Origin of the sequence: Corynebacterium sp. MSK297 (assembly GCF_030232885.1) — a bacterium.
GTDB lineage: Bacteria > Actinomycetota > Actinomycetes > Mycobacteriales > Mycobacteriaceae > Corynebacterium.
Map to the genome: position 1 here is coordinate 137,901 of NZ_JASPGD010000005.1, position 23,699 is coordinate 161,599.

The window sequence follows — 23,699 nt, forward strand, 5'->3', positions numbered from 1 at the left end:
TCGGCACGCAGATCACAGCCGATCATGTTGACGGTGGATCATATAGACAACAGGTCATGCTGATCGCAGTAGCCACGTAAGCCACGAAGCCAGAGTCTGACGACGAAGGGAAATACTAATGCCTACCGCGACTACCATGCTCTTTGAGCACACCACGCAGCAGCCATTGTCCAAGCAGTTGCGCGAATACACCCTTGCGGCCCACGAAGATGCAGAGACCTCGGATTTCATGCACCGGCTGCTGAAAGGCCAACTCGGACGAGACGCGATCGCTGAATACCACGCGCAAATGTGGTTCATCTACGATGCTCTTGAGCACGCCGTGCGCACCGTGGCAGGCAGCCCAATCGGTGCCAATTATGCAGACCCACGCCTGGAACGCCGCATGGCGCTGGATTCTGACCTGGTTAGCATGGCTGGACATGACTGGGGCGAACGGGTGCGCGTCATGCCAGCGACCGCAGCATATGTCGAGCGCATCGAAAAGATGGACGTGCCCGGCAACGAAGTCCGCATCCTTGCACACCATTACGTGCGTTATCTTGGCGACGTGTCTGGTGGTCAAGTTATCGCGCGTATGTTGCAGCGCCACTACGGCATGGGTGAGCAGGAGCTTAGTTTTTACGACTTTTCCGCTCTCGGAAAACCCAAGCCGTACCGCGATTCTTATCGCTCAATGCTCGACTCTCTGGTGCTGACGGATGCCCAGCGCACAGAGCTTCTCGACGAGGCCGTCGCCGCTTTCCAGTGCAACTTTGACCTGTTTGCTGCCCTGTCGGCTCGGTTTCCCGGTGAGGTTCCGGTAAAAAACTAGTATGGCTGGGAATAATTCCAAGAATAACTCCAACAATCGTTCCAAGAATTTCTCCACGAATGTAGCCCACAACCGGCCGCACAGTACGCACAGTATCCGCCGCCGCTGGTTTCTCGCCCCCGCCTATGCTGCAGCTTTCGCGGTAGCCGGGTTGGGGGTTTCGGCATGCGCATCGTGGGATGAGCCTTCGGCGCACCAGAACCTCACAAAAGACGTCGTCGATAATGGCAGTGCGGCCGACCCGCGCAGTTTTCAGGGCGGCACTATCGTCTCGGACCTTGATGAAGTAGTCCCGGTGACTAATTCTCCGACACCACAGCTTCCGGTTTCGGTCACCGATGCGGATGGTTATGACGTCGTCGTCGAGGATGTTTCCCGCATTTTGGCGATAGATTTTTATGGTACATTCACCAAAACTGTTCGTGGGCTGGGCTTGGCAGATAACCTCGTCGGGCGCACCGTTGCGTCGCAGGAAGAATCCCTGGCTGAACTGCCGGTGGTCACCCATGGTGCGCACGCGCTGAATGCCGAAGCGATCCTAGAGCTGAACCCGAGCGTGCTGGTGATTAACCATTCGATCGGCCCGAGCGAAGTCATTGACCAGGTGCGCGCGGCCGGAGTGACCACCGTCGTGTTGGCAGAAGATCGCAGCCTGGAAGCCATGGGCGCGCAGATCCGCCGGATGGGTGAGGTTTTGGGTGTTGCCGACGAAGGTGTGGCGCTCGCCCAGCGCAGCGAGGAAGAACTGGACGACGCCAAAACTGCGATCGCGCAGATTGCTCCGAAAGACCCGCTGCGTATGGCGTTTTTGTATGCCCGCGGGGAAAGCGGCGTGTTTTATATCTTGGGCCGTGATTCCGGCACCGATGATCTGATTGAAGGTATCGGTGGTGTTGATGTGGCCACGGCGAACGGTATTGGTTCGCAGTCTCCGGCCAGCCCGGAAGCCCTCGCGGAGTTAAACCCGGAGGTTTACATCATGATGTCTGGCAGTTTGCGCTCCATTGGCGATATTGAGGGCTTGCTGGATCGCCCGGGCGTGGCGCAAACCATCGCGGGGCAAAAACAGCGAGTGATTGCGCTTCCCGACGGGCAGGCGTTGGCTTTTGGTCCACAATCAGGGCAGTTGCTGTTGGCCACTGCGAAGGCGATCTATCATGACGAATAGTGATGGATAGTCAGCACACGCACCAAGTTTTGCGCACCCGGCACCGTAACCGGGTGCTGTTGTTTGTCGTGCTCGCGGTTGTACTCGTCGGCGGCATGCTGGCCTCGTTGGCGATAGGCCAATACCGGGTGCCGCTTGCTGAACTGCCGCGCATTCTGGCTGTGGGCCCGTTGGGTGCGCAGGCAATGGATGAATCCGTGATCTGGCAGATCCGCTTGCCGCGCTTGTTGCTTGGTGTGCTGGTGGGTGCTGCCCTGGGGGTGGGTGGCGCGCTGATGCAGGCCGTGTTCGCGAACCCGCTGGCGGAACCGTCCGTGATTGGTGTCACCGCCGGTGCCGGCGTGGGTGCATCCGTGGCGATCGTGCTGGGCATTACGTGGTTTGGTGCGACGACGGTCCCGGCGTTCGCGTTTGTGACCGGGTTGCTGACCACTTGGTTGGTGTACCAGCTAGCCCGAATGGGCGGACGCATACGGGTAGTGAACCTCGTGCTGGTGGGCATCGCGGTCAATGCGGTGGCCGGGGCGTTGATCTCGTTTTTCATTTTTATCGCGCCGACGAGTTCGCGTGAGCAGGTGGTCTTTTGGCAGATGGGTTCGTTGTCCGGGGCCAAGTGGGCGCATGTTTCCGTCGTCGCGGTGCTGACCGCCGCTGGTATTGCCTTGGCGTTGTTGCTCGTCGGCAAGCTTGATGTGCTCGCACTCGGTGATCGCGCGGCTGGGCACACCGGAATTGATGTGTCCCGGTTGCGGTATTATGCGCTGGTGTTGGCGACGCTGCTGACCGCTGGTGCGGTTGCCTATGCTGGGCTGATCGGGTTTGTTGGGCTGGTGGTACCGCACATCATTCGCACGGTGGCCGGGCCATCGAATCGGATTGTGCTTCCGGCCTCGGCACTCGGTGGTGCGGTGTTGATCGTGCTGGCCGACACCGCTGCACGCAGCATCATTGCTTTCGCGGACCTGCCGATCGGCATTTTCACCGCGTTGGTAGGCGGGCCGACGTTTTTCATTTTGTTGCGTGCGATGATGCGGAGGGGCCAAGCGTAATGATTGGTGGCCAGCATGGCTTAAACAGCAGAACCAAGAAATTTCGAGACCAGCGACCAGTACGCGCGCACCGTCAGGTCCAGGTCTTCCACCGCCAAGCATTCGTCGTGTGAGTGCAGCTGCCTGTTCGCCTCGAACAGGGTGCGCTCGCGCCCGTGCAGTGCAAAGCCGTAACCAACCCCGCCCAATCGGCGGGCAAAGCGCAGGTCAGAACCGCCGGTGGCCAACACCGGGATCACCGGAACATCCGGGAAAAACTCGCCGATGGTCTCCACGATGGCCTCCCACAATGGGCCCTCGGCGGGTGATTCTGAGGCTGGTTCGACGATCAGGTGCTCGATGGTGACGTCGTCGGCAAGATCACCCAAACCTTCCCGCAGCAGCTGGTCGATATCTTCTTGGGTTTGCCCGGGTAATGGGCGGATATCCATCTCTAAGTAGGCATCAGAAGGCAAAACGTTGATGGCACCGCCGGCGCGCAGCACGGTCTGCGAAATGGTGGTGTGCGAAAACGCATGCGCATAACCGGCGAGATCACCAAAAGCCTCGTATGCTTCCTCGGAAGCGCCTGCAAGAAGCGCTTTTTCTGTGTCCGGATCAAAACGGAACGCGCGCACAAAACCCTGCCAGGTCTCGCTATCGAGCATCGGTGGGGTAATGGCGGCAATGCGACGGGCAACTTCGGCGATCTTGACGACGGCGAAGTCCTTGCCATACGGCGTGGAACCATGACCGGCATCGCCACTGATGTACACGCGACGCTGGCCGGCGCCCTTCTCTCCGACGTTGATGACAATGGCATCCGTGCCATCACGCACCGGCAGGTGCGAACCGCCGGTTTCCGATAAGCAGTTTTTCCAAGAAAACGCTTCGGGTTGGTTCTCGGAAATCCACTTGGCACCCAAACCACCGCGGGCTTCTTCGTCGGCAAGCGCCACAAACGTCAGGGTGCCGGTGGGTTGACCGCGCCGGGCGATCTCCCGGGTAACTGCCGCCATGGTGGCGGTAATAAACAGCATGTCCATCGCGCCGCGGCCGTAGATAAAACCGTCGATGACCTCTGCGCCGAACGGGTTGGTGGCCCATTTCGGCTCGTCGACGGGAACGACATCGATGTGGCCGAGCAGGGTGAGCGGCTCGGCGTTCGGATCGGAGCCTTTCACTGTCACTGCCAGGGATGTCCGGTGCGGGTGTGGTTCGAATTTCTCGGTGGAAATGCCGGGGGTGTCGGCGAAGAACTTCTCCAGGGTGGCGACGTTGCGTTCCTCGGTGCCGGAATCGGCGGTGAGGTCATTGACGCAGCCGTTGCGGATTAGTTCTTGCAGCAGGGTGAAAGTGTCGTTGTACAGGCTCATAGGGGCCAGGGTAGCGGTTACAGGTTAATCCAGGTATTTGCTTGGTACGCCGAATTTCTGCAGCTGTTCGTTGTTCCAGGAGGCCTCGACTTTCGCTGTGGCGCAGACGTGGGTTAGCTGTTTTTCCTGGCTGGGCATCCGGCGCATGCGGCTAAGCAGCGTCGTCAAGGTTTCTGGCGTGTCGTGGAAGGCGGCCCAAGCGATGGCGGTGGCCATGTGTTCCAGGATGTAGCCGCGTGGCTGGCTGGCGTGTTTCGGTTTGGATGAGCGCTTGCCACCACCTTTCGGGCGGGCGTGGAGTTCTTGGTGGCTAATGGCGGCAACTTCGCCGTCGCGGTTTTTCAGCATGCAGCTAAACGGCAGGTTGCAGTAGCCGTCTTCGTCGATGGTCTGCTTGACCCAGTTGACGAGCTCGTCGGAAAGCTCAACGTCGATGCTGACGCCGTTGCGCCCCGGCTTGAGGTATTGGAAGGATGCGGAGCGAGTCCAGACCTCGAAGCCGTTGCCGATGCGACGTTGCAGCAGGGTTCCGACCATCACGTCGGCCATGGAAAAGAGGGTGCCGCCGAAGGCAACGCCGTGCATGTTGACGTTTTTCCAGGTGCGATTCCAGACGATCTTGGCATAGGAAGCATCGGCGGTGATTTCTTCGATGCGGATTCCGGAGGCGCGGAGGGGTGGCCAGAGGTTGAGAATGCGCCGCAGGCTGTCGGGGCTGGACATCATGCGTTTAACCAATCGTTTTTGTAACGAAAGTGGTTTTGCGGTGCGATTTCCGGGGTTGATAATGCTCTTTAATTTCATGAGTATTTAGCTTACGTAAGATGCGCCTGAGTTGTTCTAGGACACAATTGGGGGTGCTTTACGACGGCTAGTGGGCGTGTGAATTGAACGGTGTTTAAGGGATGTGATTAGGATAACGACATGAGCATTGTTGATATCGCCCGGGAGAAAGCACTGGAGCAAGGCGTCGGCCTGAGCCAGGACGAGTTACTGCAGGTTCTGCAGGTTGATGATGAGACTCTGACAGAAATCGCTGACATCGCCCACCAAACCCGCCTGAAATGGTGCGGCCCCGACGTCGAAGTCGAAGGTATTATCTCTCTGAAAACCGGCGGCTGCCCAGAAGATTGCCACTTCTGCTCGCAGTCTGGCCTGTTTGAGTCGCCCGTGCGTGCGGTGCTGCTGAATATTAATGAGCTTATTGAAGCCGCCAAGCGCAACCAAAAGGTGGGCGCTACGGAATTCTGCATCGTCGCCGCCGTGAAGGGCCCGGATGAAAACCTGGTGCGCCAGGTAGAACGCGCCATTCCACGCATTAAAGAAGAAGTCGATATCGAAATCTCGTGTTCGCTGGGTACCGTCACCCGTGAGCAGGTAGAACGCTTCAAGGCCGCGGGTGCGACTCGCTATAACCACAACCTGGAAACCGCGCGTTCGCACTTCCCGAACGTCGTGACCACCCACACCTGGGAAGAGCGTCGTGAGACTCTGCAAAACGTGCGCGACGCTGGCCTGGAGGTGTGCTCCGGCGGCATCATCGGCATGGGCGAAAGCCTGGAACAGCGTGCCGAGTTCGCTGCCCAGCTGGCGGAAATCGAGCCACGCGAAGTTCCCATGAACTTCCTGGATCCACGCCCAGGCACCCCGTTTGCTGATTACCCACTGGTTCCACTCGGCGAAGCCCTGCGCGCTGTCGCCATGTTCCGCCTGGCCATGCCACGCACCGTCATCCGTTTCGCCGGTGGTCGTGAGCTTTCGCTGGGCACCGAAGGCTTCGAGAAGGGCTTGCTCGGCGGAATCAATGCGATCATCGCTGGTAACTACTTGACGACGCTCGGTGAACGCATCGAAACCGATATGGAAACCTTGAACCGCATCGACCTGCCGATCAAGGCCCTGTAGGCCGAAAATAGAGTTGTAGGCACGAACAACAATGGCACGAGCAAAAGACCCCGCGCTGCAGACGAAAAACTCGCCGCTCGCGGTGGCGATGTGTGGCGACGATGAGCCGATCTTTCACCCGAATACCGGCACGGAGATCGCCAGCGGCGAAGAAATCCGGCTGAGCCCCTCACAGCAAGCCGGCTACGATGCTCCCCGTTTTTGCCAGCTGTGCGGGCGGCGGATGAAGGTCCAGATTCGTCCGGACGGTTGGCATGCAGAATGCTCCCGGCACGGGCTGGTCGATTCCGAGTGGATCTTCGAAGCCCAACTGCGCCGCAAACTAGGTGCAGGATACTAGGTGCAGGACAGCGGCGGCTGATTTCAGCCTGAGATAAATTAGCCGCTGTTTATGCGTGAGTGTTCCAGCATCCAGCACTAGCCCTTAGACTAGCGGGCGTGAGTTCACTATCGCAGGATTTCCGCCCGCAACCAGCCTTCGTTTCCGAAGCCATCAACCGCGCCCACCGTGGCGCGGTTCGCTCAATGGAGCGGGTGGTGGAAGAAACCGGCACCCCACACCCCTACCCAGACGTCGTCGACAAGATCGTCGACCAGTTACGCCTTGGCCCAGCCATGGTGCTGACCGGGGCAGGGGTGTCTACTGATTCTGGGATCCCGGATTATCGCGGGCCCAAAGGCAAGATGAACACGCACCGGCCGATGACTTACCAGGAGTTTTGCCACGATCCGGCGGCCTCGCACAGGTATTGGGCGCGCAGCTTCATTGGTTGGCGGCAGCTGGACCGGGCCGTACCCAATCGCACGCATTACGCGCTGGTGGAACTTGAACGCGCCGGGTTTGTCCGCGGCGTATTGACGCAAAACGTCGACGGGCTGCATGCGGAAGCGGGGCACAACAATGTGGTGGCGTTGCACGGGAATTTGGATACGGTGTCGTGCTTGGATTGTGGTTTTAGCGAGCACCGTGACGGGTTGGATACGCGCTTGGAAGCGGCAAACCCGGGGTATTTGGAGGCGTTGTTATCGCAGGTTAAGCAGGTAAACCCCGATGGTGACGTTGATTTGCCGCAGTCTGCGGTGCAGCAGTTTCAGATGGTGGGCTGCCTGCGTTGTGGTTCGGTGCGTCTGAAACCGGATGTGGTGTATTTCGGTGAGGCTGTTCCGGAGGCGCGCAAGCAGCAGGCGCGGGCGATGGCGGCGGAATCGGCGTCGTTGCTTGTGGTCGGCTCGTCGTTGGCGGTGATGAGCGGTTACCGGTTTGTGTTGGACATGCTGGCATCGGGCCGCCCGGTGGCGGTGATCAATGGTGGGCCGGGCAGGGCTGATGCGCGCGTGAACGTTTTGTGGCGCACGCAGGTGGGCCCGGCGTTTGATGATCTATTGGATGCGCTTGGGCTCTAGATTCCGGGGTTAGTTTTCGTGCTTTGGGGCTGTGCGCTTTAGGTTTGCCTCGCTGGCGCCCTTTTTCAGTCCGGTGCGGATGATCGCCCGGACGTGTTTGTTCATGGGCAGGTCCTGGTGCTGCACATTGGCGCGCGGGATGATGTCTTGCACCCAGACGTTACGTACTTGGTGTGCCGGACCGTTGAGAAAGCAGGTTTCTGGTGGATGGACGACGGTGTCTTGTCGGCTGGCGATGCAGGTGTAGTCGACGCCGTCTTCTAGCTCGCCGCTGCCGTGTGTGCTGCTGTCGTTTTCATGTGCGCGACTGCTGTCATCGCTGTTGCCGTCGCCGCCGTCGTCGCCGTCGTTGAAGACCGCAAAGATTTCCGATCCGGTGATCTGCTGAAACCCAACTGGCCCGAACCAGTGCTGAATCAGTGAGTGCATGATGTTTTCTGTCAGATTGTTGGTCACCAGTGGGCTCAAGATTCCGCCCATGGTGGTGCCGTGGTTCGGTGCGCCGAGGCTCACGAGGTGTTTGACGTAGTGCGCGTGGCCACTGGTGCGCATCCAGTAGCGGGCGAGCAGGCCGCCTTGGGAGTGCCCGATGAGGATGACTTGCTCCGCTCCGGTGATGGTGCGTACCGCTTCGATATAGGCCCCTAGCTGCACCGCGGATTCTTCCATGGCGGCGGTGCCGCGCTTGCCGTAGTCCGGGGCGAACACGCACCAGCCGTCGGCACGCAGTTCGGTGCCGAGTTCTTGCCACACGCCTTTCGTGTCGACGGTGCCGTGGATCAGGATCACCGGCCAGGGCTTGTCTGCGGTGGGGCGGTCAGACCAATCGTCTTCGAAGACGCCGCGTGGTTTGAAGCGCGCACCGAGTGGCAGGTGGCGGGAGGTATCGAAATTATAGTCGGATTCCTCTGCATGTTGTGAGGCATCCTCTGGTTCTGGAGCGTTTCCTGATTTGTGGTCGGTGGCGGCGTGATGGTGGCCGTGTTTGCCGCGCAGGTTGAGTGATTCTGCGATCTCCGTGACGACGCTTTCGGGGATCTTGCTGGCGCTGACTTCCGTGGCGTGATGCGCTAGTGGTTCGGGGAGTTTCGAGGCGGGCACGCTGAACGACGGGGAGGTCAGTTCCGTCCATTGTTGGCTAAGGTGCCTGCGCAGCGAGTTTTTCAGCCGGGTGAGTGAATTGCTGACGGATTCGGTGAAGGATTCCGTGTTGTGTTCCGCGTGTGCCATATCGAATATCCATCTTCCTGGGATTGCAGATGGCTCCATTGTAGGTTCGAGTGTGGCTAGGTTCGGGTGCGGTTAGGCTCGGCGGTGTCGAGGCTTAAGGTGTCAGGATTTGGGTGCGTTTAGGCTTGGGGGAGGTCGAGGTTCCGAGCGTAGTGCGAAGTGCGGAAAGCAGGCAGCTGCCATTCGTCATGGCGCTGGCCTGGGGAAACGTGCTGAGTCCACCTTGTGTAGCCTGCTGCTGAATAAAAAGTACGAAAGTTTTAGTAGTAGGGGTTGACAACCCTAAGTTATGGGTCTAAAGTAAGGATTACCTCAAGGGGTGATGGAGGGGCAGGCTCCGGCTCAACCATCTAAAATAATCAGTCATGGGAATAGGAACAACCGTCGGCGTAAGTCGGCGGTTGTTTCTTTTTGTGTGCTTTGTACGCTGTCGCATATCCCCCGCTTTTTGCTTCGTTACCCGCGTAGCCCGTCGCCGGTAGTCATGTCTGTGGCCCCTTTTGCAAATAGTGAACGAAAAAGGCCGGTTTCAGGTGGTCTATTTGTAAAACGGGACCATATTCTGGTCGACGCCCCGACCAGACACACTTTTTGTCGTATGACCCGCTTTGTACGCATTATCGGTGTAGAAGGACTGAGCCTGACGTTTAGTTCTCGCTCGTTGTAGAACGTGCCTCTATCCACTGCCTTTCTTGGGGGAACACAAGAAATACCACGGCTACCACTGCAGGAAGAATCAAGCCTTTATAGTCTGCGGAGAGCACAGCAATACCTGCATAAATAAACGATAATGCTGTACCCGAGACGAGAAAGCACTGCAGCAGTCGGTTTTTATTTATCAGATATACCGCTACTGACGCTGTCAGAATTACACATGCAAACAGAATGAGGTGCAGGCCCTCGTGAAGGCCAGAGGAATCTATCCACTTAGTACCGCTGTAGCCTCCGGTAATAGCGGTATATATCACTGCGAAAGCTAGCACGAATATTTTTCGAGACGACATATAACTCCTCTCTAAGAATATCCATTTGAGTACGTATCAGGCTGGACACCGTTAACGCCACCACTAAGGCGGATATTACCTGGCCTTTAGCTGGCCAATAATTACCAGCTCGTACAACTTCTGCTGCTGCTTGCCATGTTTTCTACAGCTACGTTGTGTTCATGAGCAATAGGTGAGGGGCATCGCACGGGTATGACACGGCATGACAGTTGTGGCAGCAACCCTTTGACGGTTTATTCGGGATAGCTAAGCCTGGGCTTTTGTGGCATGCAAGCGACGTCTGCCATACTTATTGCATAAACCAAAAAACTAGTAAGTAAATTCTTATATATCTATCTCGAGGAGGTTTTCTCGTGGCTTCCACAGCGAAAGTACCACTCACTTTCGCCGAACTCGCCCCGGAGGAATCGCCAGACCTGGTGTATTTCTCCAGTGTTTCCGAAAACACGCACCGGTTCATCCAAAAACTAGGCCGTCCTGCAGTACGCATCCCCGTACACCCACGCAAAGAGGGCATGATTCGGGTTTCGCGTCCGTTTGTCCTGGTCACCCCGACCTACGGTGGCGGCGATCGTCGTCGCGCCGTACCCAAGCAGGTTATTGCGTTTCTTAACGACGAAACCAACCGTGGCTTCATCCGCGGTGTTATCACGTCGGGAAACACCAATTTTGGCTCCGATTTTTGCATTGCCGGAGCAATCATTTCATCTAAATGCCAGGTCCCCGAGCTCTACCACTATGAGCTGTTGGGTACAGACCGCGACGCTGCAGTCGTGCGCGAAGGCCTGGATAAATTCTGGAAGGAGCAGTAGTTAATGACCATTTATGACTATTCCGCCACCCCAACGGCGTTTCGCGACGACCCCAAGGTGCGCCTACGGCCGGTGAACTGGAACCGGACCCAGGACGAGAAGGACTTGGAAGTCTGGAACCGTCTGACCTCCAATTTTTGGCTGCCAGAAAAGGTGCCGCTGTCCAATGATCATTCTGATTGGCGCAATCTCAGCGAGCTTGAGCGTGAATTAACGATGAAGGTATTTACTGGTTTGACCATGCTGGATACCGTGCAGGCTTCGGTCGGGGAAGTCAGCCAGATTCAGGATGCGCGCACCGAACACGAAGAGGCTGTTTATACCAATATTGCGTTCATGCAGGCCGTGCACGCGAAATCCTATTCTTCCGTGTTTTCCACGCTCTCGAACACTGCAGAAATCGATGCGGCTTATCAGTGGGCCGTGGACAACGACGTGTTGCAGGCCCGGTCGAAAGCCGTGCTCAAGCACTACTACGGCGATAACACCCTCAAGCGCAAGGCGGCCGCCACCCTGTTGTCGTCGTTTTCATTGTATGCCGGGTTCTATCTTCCACTGTATTTCGCAGCCCGCGGCAAGCTGACCAATACTGCAGACATGGTTCGGCTCATTCTGCGCGATAAGGCGGTGCATGGCTATTACTCGGGCTATAAATTCCAGCGGGGCCTAGAAACCTACGATGCTGCGACGCAAGCGCAGGTTACAGGGTTTGTGTATGAGCTTCTCGACGAACTCTATGAGCTGGAACTAAGCTATTCTGAGGAACTTTACCGTCCTTTGGATCTTTACGACGACGTCGTAAAGTTCATTTGCTACAACGCGAATAAGGCGCTGATGAATTTGGGGTTGCAGCAACGTTTCAGTGATGAAGAATCTACTGTGAAGCCGGAGATCCTGGCCGCGCTCACCCCGGGATCGGATGAAAACCATGATTTCTTTTCTGGTTCTGGCTCCTCGTATGTCATCGGCAAGGCCGAGGAAACTGAAGATGATGACTGGGATTTTTAGATTTCCCTGGAATAGACCCTGGAAATAGTATTCGTTTTTACACAAGCTCACCATGCCGCAACCGCCGTCGGCAAGCGTTTAACGAGCACCCAATAACCGGACCAAATCATCCTGCTCGGGGGCGGGGTGTTGGCGCGCCGGACTCACCAGATAGTGCCCATTGTGCGAGGTGACTTCGATAGGCCACTGATAGACAGAAGATAAAATTTCATCGGTATAGACCTCAGAAACCTCGCCCTTGGCAGCTATGGTGCCGTCGGCAAGACAAATGATGCGATCACAATAGGCCGCGGCCGCATTCAAATCATGCATGACCACAAAAACCGCGATATTGGCCTCATGCGCCAGATTCTTCACCAACGCCAGCACCTGTTCTTGATGGCTGATGTCCAGCGCGGCAGTGGGTTCGTCCAAAAACACGATGGGAGTTTGCTGCGCCAAGACGCGTGCCAATGCCACCCGGGCCCGCTCACCACCAGAAAGCGTGGAAATATCGCGTTCTGCAAGGTGCGTGGTGTCCGTGGCTGCAAGTGCGGCATCGATGACTTGCTCGTCGACGTGCGGCTCCACCTGCTTTGCCCATGGGCGCCGCCCCATGGCCACCACATCGCGGACTAAAAACTCAAAAGAAACTGAAACATCCTGCAACATCACTGCACGGATCAGCGCCAATTCCTTAGGTGAAGCCTGTGCCGGATCGACGCCTGCCAAGCTGATGCTGCCAGTTGTAGTCTCCAGATCACCGCACATTGCGGCCAATAACGTGGATTTACCCGCACCATTCGGGCCGATCAGGCCGGTAACTTGCCCGGCTTCTGCGTGCACGTTGATATCGCGCAGCAAGGTCTTATGGCCAATTTTCACACTCAGGCCGGAAATATCGACGATACTCATTACACAGATCCTTTCTGCATCATCCTACGCAAGACAATGCAGAAGGTGGGCCCACCCACCAGGGCAGAGGCAGGGACCTGCACTAGCCCTGTACCAACCCCGCAATGACTAAGTGCCCTCGGCGCCTGTTTTCTTGCCGCTCTATACTGGGAGGGCATGGCACAGATGAAACTGCTGGTGGATTTGCCAGGCACGCTGGTGCGCACTCCGCGTGAGCCTCGCGATCAAGCATTGCTGCGCGCTGCTGGTATTTACGATCTAGCCGCCCCGCAGGCACAAAAATTCTGGCAGGTTTTCAGCGAGCTCCGCCCCGCATATTTCAGTGGCGACCTTGGCGACCAGCGGTTTTGGCAGTATATGATCGCCCGCGTGGGCCTGGAGGACTGCGATATTGCCGAGGCCATCGCCGCTGATACCCACCCGCGCAGCCAGCTGGATACCGAGGTTTGGGGCTGCATCGATAGCCTGCTGGATGCCGACATTTCCGTCGGTGGTACCGCGAATTGTTCTTTGAGCCAGTCGCAGAACCTGCGTCGCCAGTATCCACAGTTGGAAGAGCTGGATGCGCTGGTGCTTTCCGGCGATATCGGGGTGGCGCTTCCCGACGAACGCATGCTGGAAGTCGCCGTCGACGCGATGGGCGCCAATGCCCGCGAAACCATGTTTATTAGCTCCAACGAGGGGCACCTGGCGGCTGCCTCGGGTCTCGGGATGCGCGCGCGGGTGTATCTGGGGGTGGGCCAGTTCTGCGAGCTAGTGGACAATGTTTCACGTTAAACATGGCGTCGGCAAGCGGGAGTCCTCCGGCAGGTGTGCGACGGCCCGGCGTCGGCAAGCACAGCCCCATTAGCATAGTGGCATGGCACTTATTCTCCCTTTCAACGGCGCAACCCCGCGCGTGCATGAGTCTGCGTTCATCGCGCCGAATGCCACCCTGATCGGTGATGTGGAGATCGGCCCGGATGCGTCCGTGTTTTACGGGTGTGTGTTGCGCGCGGATGTCAACCGCATCAAGGTCGGGGCACGCACTAATATCCAGGACAATTCGGTGCTGCATGTCGACGCCCACGCTGATTGCGTGCTTGGCGACGACGTCACCATCGGTCACATGGCGCTGGTGCACGGCTCGCGCGTGGGTAACGGCACGCTGATCGGCATGAAATCCGCGCTGTTATCGCGGTCCGTGATCGGCGCGGGTTCGCTCATCGCCGCTGGTGCAGTGGTGCTGGAAGGTGCCGAAATTGGTGACAAAGTCCTGGCCGCCGGCGTACCCGCGAAGGTGCGCCGGGAGCTTGCCGACGACGAATCCCAAGCGTTTATCCCGCACGCCGCGAAATATGTCGAGACCGCCGCGGTGCACAAGGACATCAACGGTGAGGGCACTGGGCTCTCGCTCGAGGAAGTCCGCTACAGCTAATTAGCCCGACGGCTGTGTTAGTTCACGTTGTCTTTCGGCACCAGATCCAGCGGTTCACGCAGCATCTGGTCTAGCGCAGCCGCCCGCGTAATCGAACGCACCACCTCTTCGTGGGTGGGGATCATGCGCATCTTCGGGGCTTGGGCGGTGGTCATGATCTCGCGCACGGTGGCGGCAAAGAGCTTCGGCGCACGTGAATCATCCACAAAAGCCGAACCAGCCACCACCACGGTGGAAATTCTGTATTTTTCCACCAAATCCACCGTCAGCCGCGCCAAAGCACTAGCGCGGGCATCCAGGATTTCCCGCACACCTTCGTTGTCCGCCGCCATGGCGACAGCCTGCGCCAGGGTGGTCGGTGCGGGATCTAACTCCGGGAATTTCTCCGTGATGCGCGCCAGGATGGAGCCTGTGATCAGCGATTTTTCCGGTGCGGCTTGCGCGAACCCGAGTGTGTCATCGCTGAGCGTCGGCAAGGTTTCGATGGGGTGCACGCCCGAGGTGTTGGTGGATGCGGCCCCGAGGGAGTCGTCGGCAAACAGCACCAGGGTGCGGTTGGCGTCGTCCGTCACTAATAGGTCACCCGCCTGCATCTCGGAACCCAGGATTGCTGGCACCGCCGACGAGACCGAAACCGGCACCGAGAACTGATAACGCAACGCGGCGGCGACGTCGACCTTTTCCCAACCTAGGTTCGGCGCACTGACCACACCGTCGCGGCTGACCTGGCCGGATGTTGTCACGCCCACGGACAACAACGTGTGCTCCAAGCCCGTGACCAAGCGGTGTAGCCCAGCCATGATGTGCTGAATGAAGTCGCTTTCGCTCAACTGGGCGACGGGCGTGTCGATGGTGGACTCGCGGATCGTGCGGCCACGGATATCGAAAACAGACAGGAACGTCTCTTTCGTGCCCACCGCGATGCCCGCGAGCATCCACTGTGGTTTAGCGAGTTCCACCGGGGTGGTGGGCCGGCCGCGGCCATGCGAGCGGGCAAGGTCTTCCCGGGCGACGACGTAGCCTTCGGCGATCAAGGTGGTGATCGCGCGGGTGATCGTCGGCTGGGAAAGACCGGTGGCGGTGATCAAGTCCGCGCGGCTGATCACCGAGTTCTGCCGGATCACATACAGGCATTTTGCAGCCGGGGTGGCAGGTTGGCCAAATGCTTGGGGTTGCGGGAAAGATTCCGCTGCGGAGCGGGCCGCGGCGACATCATCTCCGCCGTCATTTTCGCCAGTGCTTCCGCCAGCGTTGCTAGCGTTGCCAGTCGCTTTACCAGTAGCGTTTCCGGGTGCATCCATGGCAGTAAAGGATACTATGAATACCCTGCCAAGCGCCTACTGACCAGGGGAAAACACCACAAAGCCCCGGCTGGGTTAATCGATGGGTGAGCTACTAGGTCAAACGGTGGGATGACTAACACCAACCTGGGTGGAAACTTACAGGCAAATGGGTTTAGACTCACCTGCTATGACTAGCGAATCGACCGCAGACGTGCGCGAAAACCGCGCCGGGCAGCAGTGGACCCAGGACCGCACCCAGCCGCGTCCGCCGTCCTTGCTGGATGCTTCCTGCGAGAATTTTGTCTATGACTTAGCAGAACTTTCCCCCACTGACGCCACCGCGTGGGGCATTGCGGGCTACGACGACAAGTTGGAGGATTTCTCCCCGGAGTATTACGAGGCTGTCGCTGACCGCACCCGCGAAATGATCGAGGATGTCAACGCACTCGATGAAGCCACGGATGAGTCGGATGACGACGATGATTTCGACGAAGTCGATTACGTTACCGCGAATGTATTGCGCGATCGGCTGCTGTTGGAGTTGGACCTGCACCATGCCGGTGAGACTGAGGCGGCGCTGAACAATATCGCTTCGCCGGTTCAGACCATCCGCGACACCTTGGTGCTCATGCCTCATGAATCCACCGAGGATCTGGATAATCTGCGTTCCCGGTTGAGCTCGGTGCGCAACAGTTTGGATGGGTACCGCGAATCGCTGAAGGATGCTTGCGCGCATGGGCATGCGCCGAAGTACCGCCAGGTGGATGCTGTGGTGAACCAGTGTGAGGATCTGGCGCAGCCGGGTTCGCTGTTGGAGGGGCTGGGGCTGGATTCGCACAGCCAAGAAGTGGTTGATGCCAAGGCTGCGTTTGGTGAGTTCGCGGATTGGTTGACGCTGGAAGTGGTGCCACAGTCCAGTTCCCGCGATGGGGTGGGCCGTGAGCGCTATGAGCGTTTTTCCCGGTTGTTCGTCGGCGATAGCGTGGATTTGGATGAGGCCTACCAGTGGGGCCTGGAGCAGTTGCGGGAGATCAGCGAGGCGCAGCGCAAGACTGCAGCGCAGATTTACGACGACGAGACGGATTGTCGCGAGGTTTTCCGTCGGCTGAATCAAGATCCGAAGTACCTATTGCGTGGCACCGACGCGTTGGTTGAGTGGATGCAGGAGAAGGCCGATGCTGCGATCACTGCGCTGCACGGCACGGAGTTCGATATCCCAGAGCCGGTGCGCACCATCGAGTGCAAGATTGATCCAGCTGGCACCGGCGGCATTTTCTACACCCCGCCGTCGGATGATTTCGCCCGGCCTGGCCGCATGTGGTGGTCGGTGCCAAAGGAAACCACCACCTTCCACACCTGGCAGGAATTGACGACGGTGTACCACGAGGGCGTTCCGGGCCACCACCTGCAGTTGGGGCAGACGCTGATGGAGCGGGAGAACCTGAACCTGTGGCGTCGCGTGGCGTGCTGGAATTCTGGCCACGGTGAGGGCTGGGCGTTGTACGCCGAGCAGCTGATGGCGAACCTGGGCTATTTGGATGATCCGGGCTTCTGTCTGGGCATGTTGGATGCGCAACGTCTGCGTGCGGCCCGTGTGGTGCTGGATATTGGTATGCACCTGGGCAAGAAGGTGCCGGATGGTCCGGGCCACTGGGATGTGTGTTACGCCAAGAACTTCTTGCGTGATAACTGCGCGTTGGATGAGGCCACGTTGACGTTTGAGCTGGACCGGTATTTGGGTTGGCCGGGGCAGGCGCCGTCGTATGCGTTGGGCCAGCGCATGTGGTCGGATTTGCGCGATGCCGTGGTGGCGCAGGGCATGAGCGTGCCGCAGTTCCACGCGGAGGCGTTGAGCTATGGCTCGATCCCGATGTCGATTCTGCGGGAGCAGATCCTGGACTAGGTTCGGCGGGTTTGTGGCAGCTGTGGCTATCCGCTTGCCGACGGCTACTGGTCGAAGGACAACCTCCGGTTGCTTTGCCGCAGCCGGATCGTAATGTTTTTCTGCCCGGCACCCAGCGCAATAATTTGTCCGGAGAGGGCTCGTGCCACTGCCAGGTCCTCTTCCGTTGGGGCCTGCTTGGCGACGTGCACCGTAGGCAACCATGCATCGTTCGGGTCGGGTGCGCCGAGGTGGATGAGTCGCTTGCGCTCGACGTCGATCCAGTACCCTTCGGTGGCCATCAGGCGGTCGTGACTGCCGGGGAATGCATCGGCTCGCCAGCCGTTTTCGGCCACGCGAAAGACGAATGGGCAGTAACCGAAGCGTGAGGGAACGATGTACCGCGTGTTGGGGCTGATTCTCCAGTGGCCGCGTGCTGAGCTCCAGACTTGCCGGTAAGTATCGGCCAAGCTCATGCCTAGCCGTAGGCGTTGTTGCCGGTCGTCGTCGAGGCCTGCGTCGTCGACCCGGGTGGTGAGTTCGCCCAGGTTTGTCGCGTCGGCGACGTAGGTGCCCAACCAGGCTTCTTCCGGTGTGGTGTACGGGCCGGTGATATCGCGGTGGAAGGATGCGGGGATGGCCTGGTCTGCATTTTGTGGCAACCGTTGCCGCACAGCAAAGGCCCATAATCGTGGATGCCCCATTCGAAACAGCGTGACGTTGGTGCGGGGCAGTTGGTCGTGGGCTTGCTGCCGGGTGAGGTAATCTCCGGCGCTTATTCGGTGGAGCAGCTGGTGCGCAGTATCTGCTTCACGTTGCTGTTCTATGCTTGGCGCTACTTCCAGGGTGGGTAATTGGTTGAGTAATTGCAGGTCGATGATGTCTCCCAAGTCGACGACCGTGCTGAGTTGAGCAGTGGTTTCCGGGGTGAATGCTTCGATGCCTGCGTAACCCAGTGCGGCCCCTAGCCGTCTGATGATATCCGGCGATACGCTGATGCGATTTCTCGTTGCGTGCAATTCGGCTGCGTTGAGGTTGCGGTTGACTGGCATGTGGGTATCTTTCTTGTGTACTCCCCCTTAATTGGGGGTGGGGCGTTTTTTGGGGGGGCTGGGCTAAGCCTGGGATTAAGCGCCACACGAGGTGGGTGCGGCATGGTCCGAAAATGGTGTGCAGTGTAGACACAGTTGGCTAAAAGTACTCCAGCGGGGGTTTCAATTGTTGGTAATGGCCAATTTTAGGATAACCATTCCGCCGTGGAAATGTCACCATTAATACAAACGAGTGACATAAAAAATAAGAGTGATTCTGGGGTTTGCCTGTTGATTCGGCATCTTTACAATGAGATATGTCAATCGCAGGGAAATAATATCGCATAATCTGTAGAGGCCAATGTTGGTTTCTCATGGGGGTTGTCGTCGGTGTCGGTAGTTGTTGTGCATGAAGGAGCTCGAAGTTGACTGACCGCAATTCTTGGGGTGGCCAGCCCAGAAACGATTCTTGGGGTGCGGCGCCGGGGACTGCTGGTCACGCAGGTTCGGGTCTGGCGCCTCGTAAAGAAACCAGCGCGGGTAAACGTGCTGGGGTGATTGCTGTAGCAATTGCTTCTGTTGTTGCACTAGCCGGCGGTCTTGCGTGGGCGGCAGTGGCTGTTAGCGGCGGTGAAACAGAGTCTCCAGATGCTGTTGCCGTAAGTTCTTTAAGCTCCACTTCGTCGATGCCTACTACCTCAAGCCCTATTACCTCAATCCCTACTATTCAGTCTCAGCCGGTAGAAAGCACTGCCGCGGCTTCGGAGACTCTTCCCACGAAGTCGTATGATTCGTTGGGTCTCGGTAGGATGAATGCCGTTTCTGTGGATGAAAAATGCGACCGCTATGCAGCAGTGGCTACAGAGTATGCAGACCAGATGTTGCAAAAGTATTGCGATTCTTCCTGGTTGTTTGTAGCGAAGGAACAGAGCGCTGTTTATGACCTTTTTTATTGGGTTTCCGACGGGTGGAAACTGTATGACCCGGATGGGACCATGCAACAGACCAATTTTGGGTGCTATGACATCCCAAGTCTCAAATATGCAGGAGCGCCGCAGGGGCTGATTGAGCAACTTCCTGCGTGTGACACGACCGAATATAGCGGCGAGATTTATGAGGCGGATGGTGGAAATACTCTTGATGGCGGCTGGGGCGTGCGCTGCGATGGTCGTTACATCCTCATTGTGGAATCAGTGATTGTCCCGCTGGGTGGTAATCCAGATTTAAAAACGCGGCCTGTGCAGCAAGAATACCCGGGATCAAAAGTGGTGAACGGGTCTGCTTGTAGCTCGATACAAGGCAATGTTGATGGTGGCTATACCTATGCGGTCTATTTTGACGCCGGTCATGACCGGAAAGAGGTGTGCCGTCTGAAAGCGAAATATGGAGGTGACGCCCGCTCGCTGAATAATGATTCTGATTCTTCTGACCCTTGCTAATCCCTGATGCTTGTCGATGGTGTGTGCTGGGCTGACGCCTGAGAATGGCATAGCTCAAGCACCGTATAGACCACACACCGTATAACCCAAACACGTTGTCGATTTTAGAAAGGCTTTTTATGCCGCATTACAACCTTTATGATTCCCTGTCCCTGGATGCCGCGGCGGATTCTGCGGAGCTGACAGCTGAAATCGATAGAAAACTGGCGCAGACTTCTCCTGACGACGAGGTAGCGCGGGATGAGTTAAATACAGCGCGCAAGATTTTCGCTTCGCACAACCGCAGGAAACATTATGACGAAGAAATTGCGAATTCTTCTGGGCCGGAAGTCAACATAGCGCGAATCAAAGATATCGCTGAGTTACCGGATGAGACGCAGTCAGCACAAGCTGTACCTGCCAGTGAAAATTCCAGTTCAGATGATTCGGCTTCTGGTTGGCAGCAGTATGCACAGCAGACATCGACAACCAGCGAACCTGTAAAGCGTAATACCAGTCTCAATATGTCAAAAAAGCAACTGACCGTGGACTTTAGCTCGAAGACTTTTGCTGTTGCTCCGCGTCGTCAGCGCTGCCAGTCCATTATGTGGGCAGTGGTGTGGGGTTTGTTGCTGCTCATGTGGATCATTGCCGGTATTCGCGGTTGGCTTCTTGCGAATGCGGCGAGTGAGGCTGATGTATTTGCTGAAATCGTAGGCGAGCTTGGTGGTGCGTCTCCGCTTGAGGAGAAGGGTGATGCTTTCAGAGTTTCCGCTGCACGGGCAGTTCTTCTGACGCCTTTGTTGTTGCTTTTAGGGGAGTTTGTGTGGACGATCCGCAAAATCATGGGAAATACCGAAGCCTGATGTGGGGTATTCCAGCTAAGGCACGCGCAGCAAAAATAAATGTTTAGAAGTTTTCTAGGTCAATTTCGCATGAAGGAGCCCGCTGTTGGTTGATAATAATTCCTGGGGTCAGTCTGGACCGTCCTCGAATAACAATTCGTGGGGCGAGTCAGCCCCGTCGCAGACGCACCCAGAAACCGACGTCTTTGCGCCTGCCACCTCTGGGAAAGCGTCTGTGCAGCAGTTTGCAGAAAACAATGATGCGCAGGGCGCGGGCAAGGGGAAGCGCATCGCGGTGATTGTCGGTGTCATTGTTGCTGTGCTGGTTTTGGCTGGCGGTATCACTTGGGCTGCGGTGGGCTTCAATGATTCGGATGGCGAGGATAATTCTGCCGCCGGTGCTGCGGATTCCACGACTAAAGAGTCCACACCCGCCGACGAGACTAATGAAAAATCTACAAGCTCCAGCACGGGATCGTCTGCGGAAAATACTTCGGAATCGAAATCTTCAGAGCCAGCGCAGATTGTGCTTACCCGCGAGCAAAAGTGTGGCCGCTACGCGGATGAACTTGCTATTTCTCGGCAGGATTTATTGAAAGTTTATTGCGATGGGCAATGGCTCTACGCAGCGGAAGATAACTCGGCTAATCGTGGTGTGTTTTATTGGGTCAAAGATAATGGGTGGAAAGCGTATAGCGCAGATGGAAATCCAGGCCCTGGCCCCGCGCATTGCTATGACAGGAGCAAGTTGAAAGATGCTGGTGCCCCCAAAGAGCTAATGGCGCAGTTAGAAATGTGCAGTGCAGATTCTGGATCGGGTCAGCAGACGAACGCATCCGGTAGCGGAAACTCTAATGCTGGCTACGCGAACATGCGGTGTGACGGCCGTTGGATCATGATCGCGGAAACAGTCCTTGTGTCACCGGGAGGAAACCCAAACCCGGAGACGGACCGTGTGCAGCAGAAATTCCCTGGTTCTAAGGTGATCAAGGGTGATGCGTGTAGTTCGATGCGTTCGCAGTATGAAGGCCAGGATGTCTACGCGGTGTATTTCGATGCTGGCAATGACGTGAACGAGGCGTGTCGTTTGAAATCCCAGTATGGCGGAAATGCCCGATCGTTAAACAACAACGCAGATTTTTCGGATCCGTGCTAAACACCCGCGTATCCGGTGTACTAAGTGAAAGGAATAGCGGCGATAATGCTGCAGGTTAAATCTTTACAGGCTTGTCGACGACGCGCCTTTGGCCTCATGGCGGGTGTTGCACTGTCGTGCACGCTGTTGGCTGCCTGTAGCGACGAGCAGGCGGATTCTAGTGCTCAGTCTGCTACGTCTGAGCCCACCTCAGACATCGAAGCAGCAGAGTCTTCTGGCACCGACGAGAACGAAACTAAGAAATCGGAAACCCACAGCACGGCCTGGGATTCCTCGACCGACGGTTTTAATGATGGCGACTCTAAGCCGATTCCACCGAACGTCGTGCTTGATTCCGATGATGGTGCAGGCTGTTCGGAGTCTCGAAACTCGAATTCTTGCGCAAGCAACAAATCGGGAGGCGGTGATTCCTGCGGTAGCAACGATGCACAAACTGCGTTTTCTATCGGTGAGCCCCAGTTAGATCGTTGGGGAGGTTTCGGCTGGGAGCTGATAGATTCTTCTGGCTATGACCCGTGTGCTGCGCTGTCTTGGCAGACTGTGATGATTGAGGGCGGTACTTCTTCGTCACCATTTCACATTATGTTGTTTCATCATGGTGAGTTCCTTGGTACCGCGACTGCCAAAGCCTATGGGTTCATGCCGACGGTCCAGCGGGTGAATAGCTCGGAAATAGCGGTGACCTACCACTGGCCGCGGGAGGGGGAGGGAAATGCGAATCGTTCTGGCACCACGGAAGCCGGTTTCCGCTGGGATGATGCCCAGCAGAAAGTCATTATGTCCGGAAACGTCCCACCGGAGCGGTGAGGGGAAGGTGATATGAAACTTACGCTATTTACGGTGAAAGTGACTCTGTTTGTGAAGAAATCGGTAGTCGTCTTGGCTAGAAGAATGCTAGGACTGACAAAACTCATTGGTTAAAGGGAGAATTTGGTCAAAAATGGATTTTAACGTGGAAAATGAAGATGGCGCATTGCGTTCGAACTCAATGAGTATGGCTATTCAGCAGCAAGTCGGGGCGGAACTCGGGCGCTATGTGTATATGCTGGTTGATCCTCGATGTGGCCTACCTTTTTATGTTGGCAAAGGCGAAGGAAGCCGTTTTGCTGACCACGGATTAGAAGCTGAGTTTCCTCAAGACGCCGATGCCCCTCAAGATCAGAGTCGTAAAATCGAGCGCATTAAACAAATAAGGGAAGCTGGCCTGGAACCGAAGATCTGGATTCTGAGATACGGAATGAATTCAGTTAACGAATATACGGCAGTCGAGGCTGCGGCGATAGATTTGCTTCGTGCATTTCCGTTTGCCATCAGCCAGGAAGCAGTGAATTTTCCAGATTCTTACAAAAAGCAATTGACAAATGCTCGTCGTGAAGCTGCGAGGGGTCACGGTATTAGTTTGCTAGATGATCTAATCCGGGACAAAACTGCGCCAGAATTACAAGTTCGAATTCCGTTGCTACTGATTATACTTGGAGACTGGCAGGAGTGTCCTGAAGATATTCCTGGAGAGGAAATTCGAGACGGGATGCCTGTGGGTAAAACGCGGGACGGGTATGGGTATAAAAAGGAATGGCTTACTAGCGCTGTGAGACAGTGCAGCTTTGATGCTATGAGCAAATCCATCTGTGGATGGTGGAGAATAGATATTAATAAGATTAAGAAAAATGATATCCAATATGTAGTTGCTGTCCATAAAGGGGTTACTCGAGGTTTATTTAAGATAATTCCAGATTCGTGGGAGAATAAAACTGAAGGGCAGGATACGCTGAGAGGCTTCGAGTGCCAACCAATTAAACCCGGGGACGTGATGCTTAAGAATGGCGGTGACTTGTATGAAATGACGGTTGGGGAATATGGGCGGCGTGTTCCTGGAAAGGCATCGCGAAATTCAATATTATATTGGCCGCGGGAATAATTTTCCAGTCGGCAGGCGACTAGGGCAGGTGGTGTGGGCGGGGTTTTTCGGACCGGATGACTTAACATAGGAGACCATAACGACCGACCAGGTCAGAAAGATATGG

General features: G+C 56.8%; 22 protein-coding genes. 16 read left to right on the plus strand and 6 right to left on the minus strand.

Annotated elements, in window-relative coordinates:
* The first annotated feature begins 118 nt into the window (after nt 1-118).
* The 3 genes from QP888_RS07030 to QP888_RS07040 are packed head-to-tail and all read left to right on the plus strand — an operon-like array spanning nt 119 to nt 3,031.
* Nucleotides 119-814: a biliverdin-producing heme oxygenase gene (locus QP888_RS07030; protein WP_284812815.1), complete on the plus strand. Its 696-nt coding sequence runs from the start codon at nt 119-121 to the stop codon at nt 812-814.
* A 1-nt stretch (nt 815) separates the two neighbouring features.
* On the plus strand, nt 816-1,982 hold the full coding sequence (locus QP888_RS07035) for a heme/hemin ABC transporter substrate-binding protein (protein WP_284812816.1): 1,167 nt from the start codon (nt 816-818) through the stop codon (nt 1,980-1,982).
* A 2-nt stretch (nt 1,983-1,984) separates the two neighbouring features.
* Entirely contained in the window at nt 1,985-3,031 is a 1,047-nt protein-coding gene (locus QP888_RS07040; RefSeq protein ID WP_284812837.1) for a FecCD family ABC transporter permease, read from the plus strand.
* Nucleotides 3,032-3,051: 20 nt separating this feature from the next.
* On the opposite strand, the gene QP888_RS07045 is transcribed toward QP888_RS07040, so the two are convergent.
* Together QP888_RS07045 and QP888_RS07050 are read right to left on the minus strand one after the other, a co-directional pair.
* Nucleotides 3,052-4,386: a M20/M25/M40 family metallo-hydrolase gene (locus QP888_RS07045; RefSeq protein ID WP_284812817.1), complete on the minus strand. Its 1,335-nt coding sequence runs from the start codon at nt 4,384-4,386 to the stop codon at nt 3,052-3,054.
* Nucleotides 4,387-4,410: 24 nt separating this feature from the next.
* Nucleotides 4,411-5,190: a PaaI family thioesterase gene (locus QP888_RS07050; protein ID WP_284812818.1), complete on the minus strand. Its 780-nt coding sequence runs from the start codon at nt 5,188-5,190 to the stop codon at nt 4,411-4,413.
* 120 nt (nt 5,191-5,310) lie between these two features.
* On the opposite strand from QP888_RS07050, the gene bioB reads away from it, so the two are divergent.
* From bioB to QP888_RS07065, 3 genes are all read left to right on the plus strand, one after another.
* Nucleotides 5,311-6,291: a biotin synthase BioB gene (gene bioB, locus QP888_RS07055; protein WP_284812819.1), complete on the plus strand. Its 981-nt coding sequence runs from the start codon at nt 5,311-5,313 to the stop codon at nt 6,289-6,291.
* 88 nt (nt 6,292-6,379) lie between these two features.
* Nucleotides 6,380-6,631 (plus strand): biotin synthase auxiliary protein BsaP, encoded by a 252-nt coding sequence (gene bsaP, locus QP888_RS07060; RefSeq protein ID WP_502869145.1) that lies wholly within the window; start codon nt 6,380-6,382, stop codon nt 6,629-6,631.
* Nucleotides 6,632-6,729: 98 nt separating this feature from the next.
* A complete protein-coding gene (locus tag QP888_RS07065; RefSeq protein ID WP_502869140.1) occupies nt 6,730-7,695 on the plus strand; it encodes a Sir2 family NAD-dependent protein deacetylase in 966 nt (321 codons plus the stop codon).
* Between the two features lie 9 nt (nt 7,696-7,704).
* Here the strand turns inward: QP888_RS07065 and QP888_RS07070 are convergent, their stop codons facing one another.
* Nucleotides 7,705-8,925, minus strand: a complete 1,221-nt coding sequence (locus QP888_RS07070; RefSeq protein WP_284812821.1) for an esterase/lipase family protein — start codon at nt 8,923-8,925, stop codon at nt 7,705-7,707.
* Nucleotides 8,926-10,282: 1,357 nt separating this feature from the next.
* Here QP888_RS07070 and nrdI point away from each other — a divergent pair.
* Entirely contained in the window at nt 10,283-10,741 is a 459-nt protein-coding gene (gene nrdI / locus QP888_RS07075; protein ID WP_126844007.1) for a class Ib ribonucleoside-diphosphate reductase assembly flavoprotein NrdI, read from the plus strand.
* 3 nt (nt 10,742-10,744) lie between these two features.
* The gene (nrdF, locus tag QP888_RS07080) at nt 10,745-11,749 is read left to right on the plus strand and encodes a class 1b ribonucleoside-diphosphate reductase subunit beta (protein ID WP_284812822.1); all 1,005 of its coding nucleotides are present in this window, start codon (nt 10,745-10,747) and stop codon (nt 11,747-11,749) included.
* A gap of 78 nt (nt 11,750-11,827) precedes the next feature.
* Here nrdF and QP888_RS07085 read toward each other — a convergent pair whose 3' ends face one another.
* Nucleotides 11,828-12,643 carry a heme ABC transporter ATP-binding protein gene (locus QP888_RS07085; RefSeq protein WP_284812823.1) on the minus strand — a complete coding sequence of 272 codons (816 nt, stop codon included), beginning with the start codon at nt 12,641-12,643 and terminating at the stop codon, nt 11,828-11,830.
* Nucleotides 12,644-12,799: 156 nt separating this feature from the next.
* On the opposite strand from QP888_RS07085, the gene QP888_RS07090 reads away from it, so the two are divergent.
* Nucleotides 12,800-13,420: an HAD family hydrolase gene (locus tag QP888_RS07090; protein ID WP_284812824.1), complete on the plus strand. Its 621-nt coding sequence runs from the start codon at nt 12,800-12,802 to the stop codon at nt 13,418-13,420.
* Nucleotides 13,421-13,502: 82 nt separating this feature from the next.
* A complete protein-coding gene (locus QP888_RS07095) occupies nt 13,503-14,060 on the plus strand; it encodes a gamma carbonic anhydrase family protein (protein WP_284812825.1) in 558 nt (185 codons plus the stop codon).
* 17 nt (nt 14,061-14,077) lie between these two features.
* On the opposite strand, the gene QP888_RS07100 is transcribed toward QP888_RS07095, so the two are convergent.
* A complete protein-coding gene (locus QP888_RS07100) occupies nt 14,078-15,361 on the minus strand; it encodes an ROK family transcriptional regulator (protein ID WP_284812826.1) in 1,284 nt (427 codons plus the stop codon).
* 169 nt (nt 15,362-15,530) lie between these two features.
* Between QP888_RS07100 and QP888_RS07105 the strand changes: the two genes are divergently transcribed.
* Entirely contained in the window at nt 15,531-17,246 is a 1,716-nt protein-coding gene (locus QP888_RS07105) for a DUF885 domain-containing protein (RefSeq protein ID WP_284812827.1), read from the plus strand.
* Between the two features lie 44 nt (nt 17,247-17,290).
* On the opposite strand, the gene QP888_RS07110 is transcribed toward QP888_RS07105, so the two are convergent.
* Nucleotides 17,291-18,277 (minus strand): hypothetical protein, encoded by a 987-nt coding sequence (locus tag QP888_RS07110; RefSeq protein WP_284812828.1) that lies wholly within the window; start codon nt 18,275-18,277, stop codon nt 17,291-17,293.
* A gap of 404 nt (nt 18,278-18,681) precedes the next feature.
* Between QP888_RS07110 and QP888_RS07115 the strand changes: the two genes are divergently transcribed.
* From QP888_RS07115 to QP888_RS07135, 5 genes are all read left to right on the plus strand, one after another.
* The gene (locus tag QP888_RS07115; RefSeq protein WP_284812829.1) at nt 18,682-19,695 is read left to right on the plus strand and encodes a hypothetical protein; all 1,014 of its coding nucleotides are present in this window, start codon (nt 18,682-18,684) and stop codon (nt 19,693-19,695) included.
* Between the two features lie 119 nt (nt 19,696-19,814).
* Complete coding sequence (locus QP888_RS07120; protein ID WP_284812831.1) at nt 19,815-20,540, plus strand: hypothetical protein; 726 nt, start codon at nt 19,815-19,817, stop codon at nt 20,538-20,540.
* A gap of 85 nt (nt 20,541-20,625) precedes the next feature.
* Entirely contained in the window at nt 20,626-21,675 is a 1,050-nt protein-coding gene (locus QP888_RS07125; RefSeq protein ID WP_284812833.1) for a hypothetical protein, read from the plus strand.
* 45 nt (nt 21,676-21,720) lie between these two features.
* Nucleotides 21,721-22,482: an LppP/LprE family lipoprotein gene (locus tag QP888_RS07130; RefSeq protein ID WP_284812834.1), complete on the plus strand. Its 762-nt coding sequence runs from the start codon at nt 21,721-21,723 to the stop codon at nt 22,480-22,482.
* A gap of 145 nt (nt 22,483-22,627) precedes the next feature.
* Nucleotides 22,628-23,593 (plus strand): GIY-YIG nuclease family protein, encoded by a 966-nt coding sequence (locus QP888_RS07135; protein WP_284812835.1) that lies wholly within the window; start codon nt 22,628-22,630, stop codon nt 23,591-23,593.
* The last annotated feature ends 106 nt before the right edge of the window (nt 23,594-23,699 follow it).

Coding starts and splice junctions, on each gene's coding strand:
- QP888_RS07030 (WP_284812815.1), top strand. CDS start 119: ATGCCTACCGCGACTACCATGCTCTTTGAGCACACCACGCAGCAGCCA.
- QP888_RS07035 (WP_284812816.1), top strand. CDS start 816: ATGGCTGGGAATAATTCCAAGAATAACTCCAACAATCGTTCCAAGAAT.
- QP888_RS07040 (WP_284812837.1), top strand. CDS start 1,985: ATGGATAGTCAGCACACGCACCAAGTTTTGCGCACCCGGCACCGTAAC.
- QP888_RS07045 (WP_284812817.1), bottom strand. CDS start 4,386: ATGAGCCTGTACAACGACACTTTCACCCTGCTGCAAGAACTAATCCGC.
- QP888_RS07050 (WP_284812818.1), bottom strand. CDS start 5,190: ATGAAATTAAAGAGCATTATCAACCCCGGAAATCGCACCGCAAAACCA.
- bioB (WP_284812819.1), top strand. CDS start 5,311: ATGAGCATTGTTGATATCGCCCGGGAGAAAGCACTGGAGCAAGGCGTC.
- bsaP (WP_502869145.1), top strand. CDS start 6,380: ATGTGTGGCGACGATGAGCCGATCTTTCACCCGAATACCGGCACGGAG.
- QP888_RS07070 (WP_284812821.1), bottom strand. CDS start 8,925: ATGGCACACGCGGAACACAACACGGAATCCTTCACCGAATCCGTCAGC.
- nrdF (WP_284812822.1), top strand. CDS start 10,745: ATGACCATTTATGACTATTCCGCCACCCCAACGGCGTTTCGCGACGAC.
- QP888_RS07085 (WP_284812823.1), bottom strand. CDS start 12,643: ATGAGTATCGTCGATATTTCCGGCCTGAGTGTGAAAATTGGCCATAAG.
- QP888_RS07090 (WP_284812824.1), top strand. CDS start 12,800: ATGGCACAGATGAAACTGCTGGTGGATTTGCCAGGCACGCTGGTGCGC.
- QP888_RS07095 (WP_284812825.1), top strand. CDS start 13,503: ATGGCACTTATTCTCCCTTTCAACGGCGCAACCCCGCGCGTGCATGAG.
- QP888_RS07100 (WP_284812826.1), bottom strand. CDS start 15,361: ATGGATGCACCCGGAAACGCTACTGGTAAAGCGACTGGCAACGCTAGC.
- QP888_RS07105 (WP_284812827.1), top strand. CDS start 15,531: ATGACTAGCGAATCGACCGCAGACGTGCGCGAAAACCGCGCCGGGCAG.
- QP888_RS07110 (WP_284812828.1), bottom strand. CDS start 18,277: ATGCCAGTCAACCGCAACCTCAACGCAGCCGAATTGCACGCAACGAGA.
- QP888_RS07120 (WP_284812831.1), top strand. CDS start 19,815: ATGCCGCATTACAACCTTTATGATTCCCTGTCCCTGGATGCCGCGGCG.
- QP888_RS07130 (WP_284812834.1), top strand. CDS start 21,721: ATGCTGCAGGTTAAATCTTTACAGGCTTGTCGACGACGCGCCTTTGGC.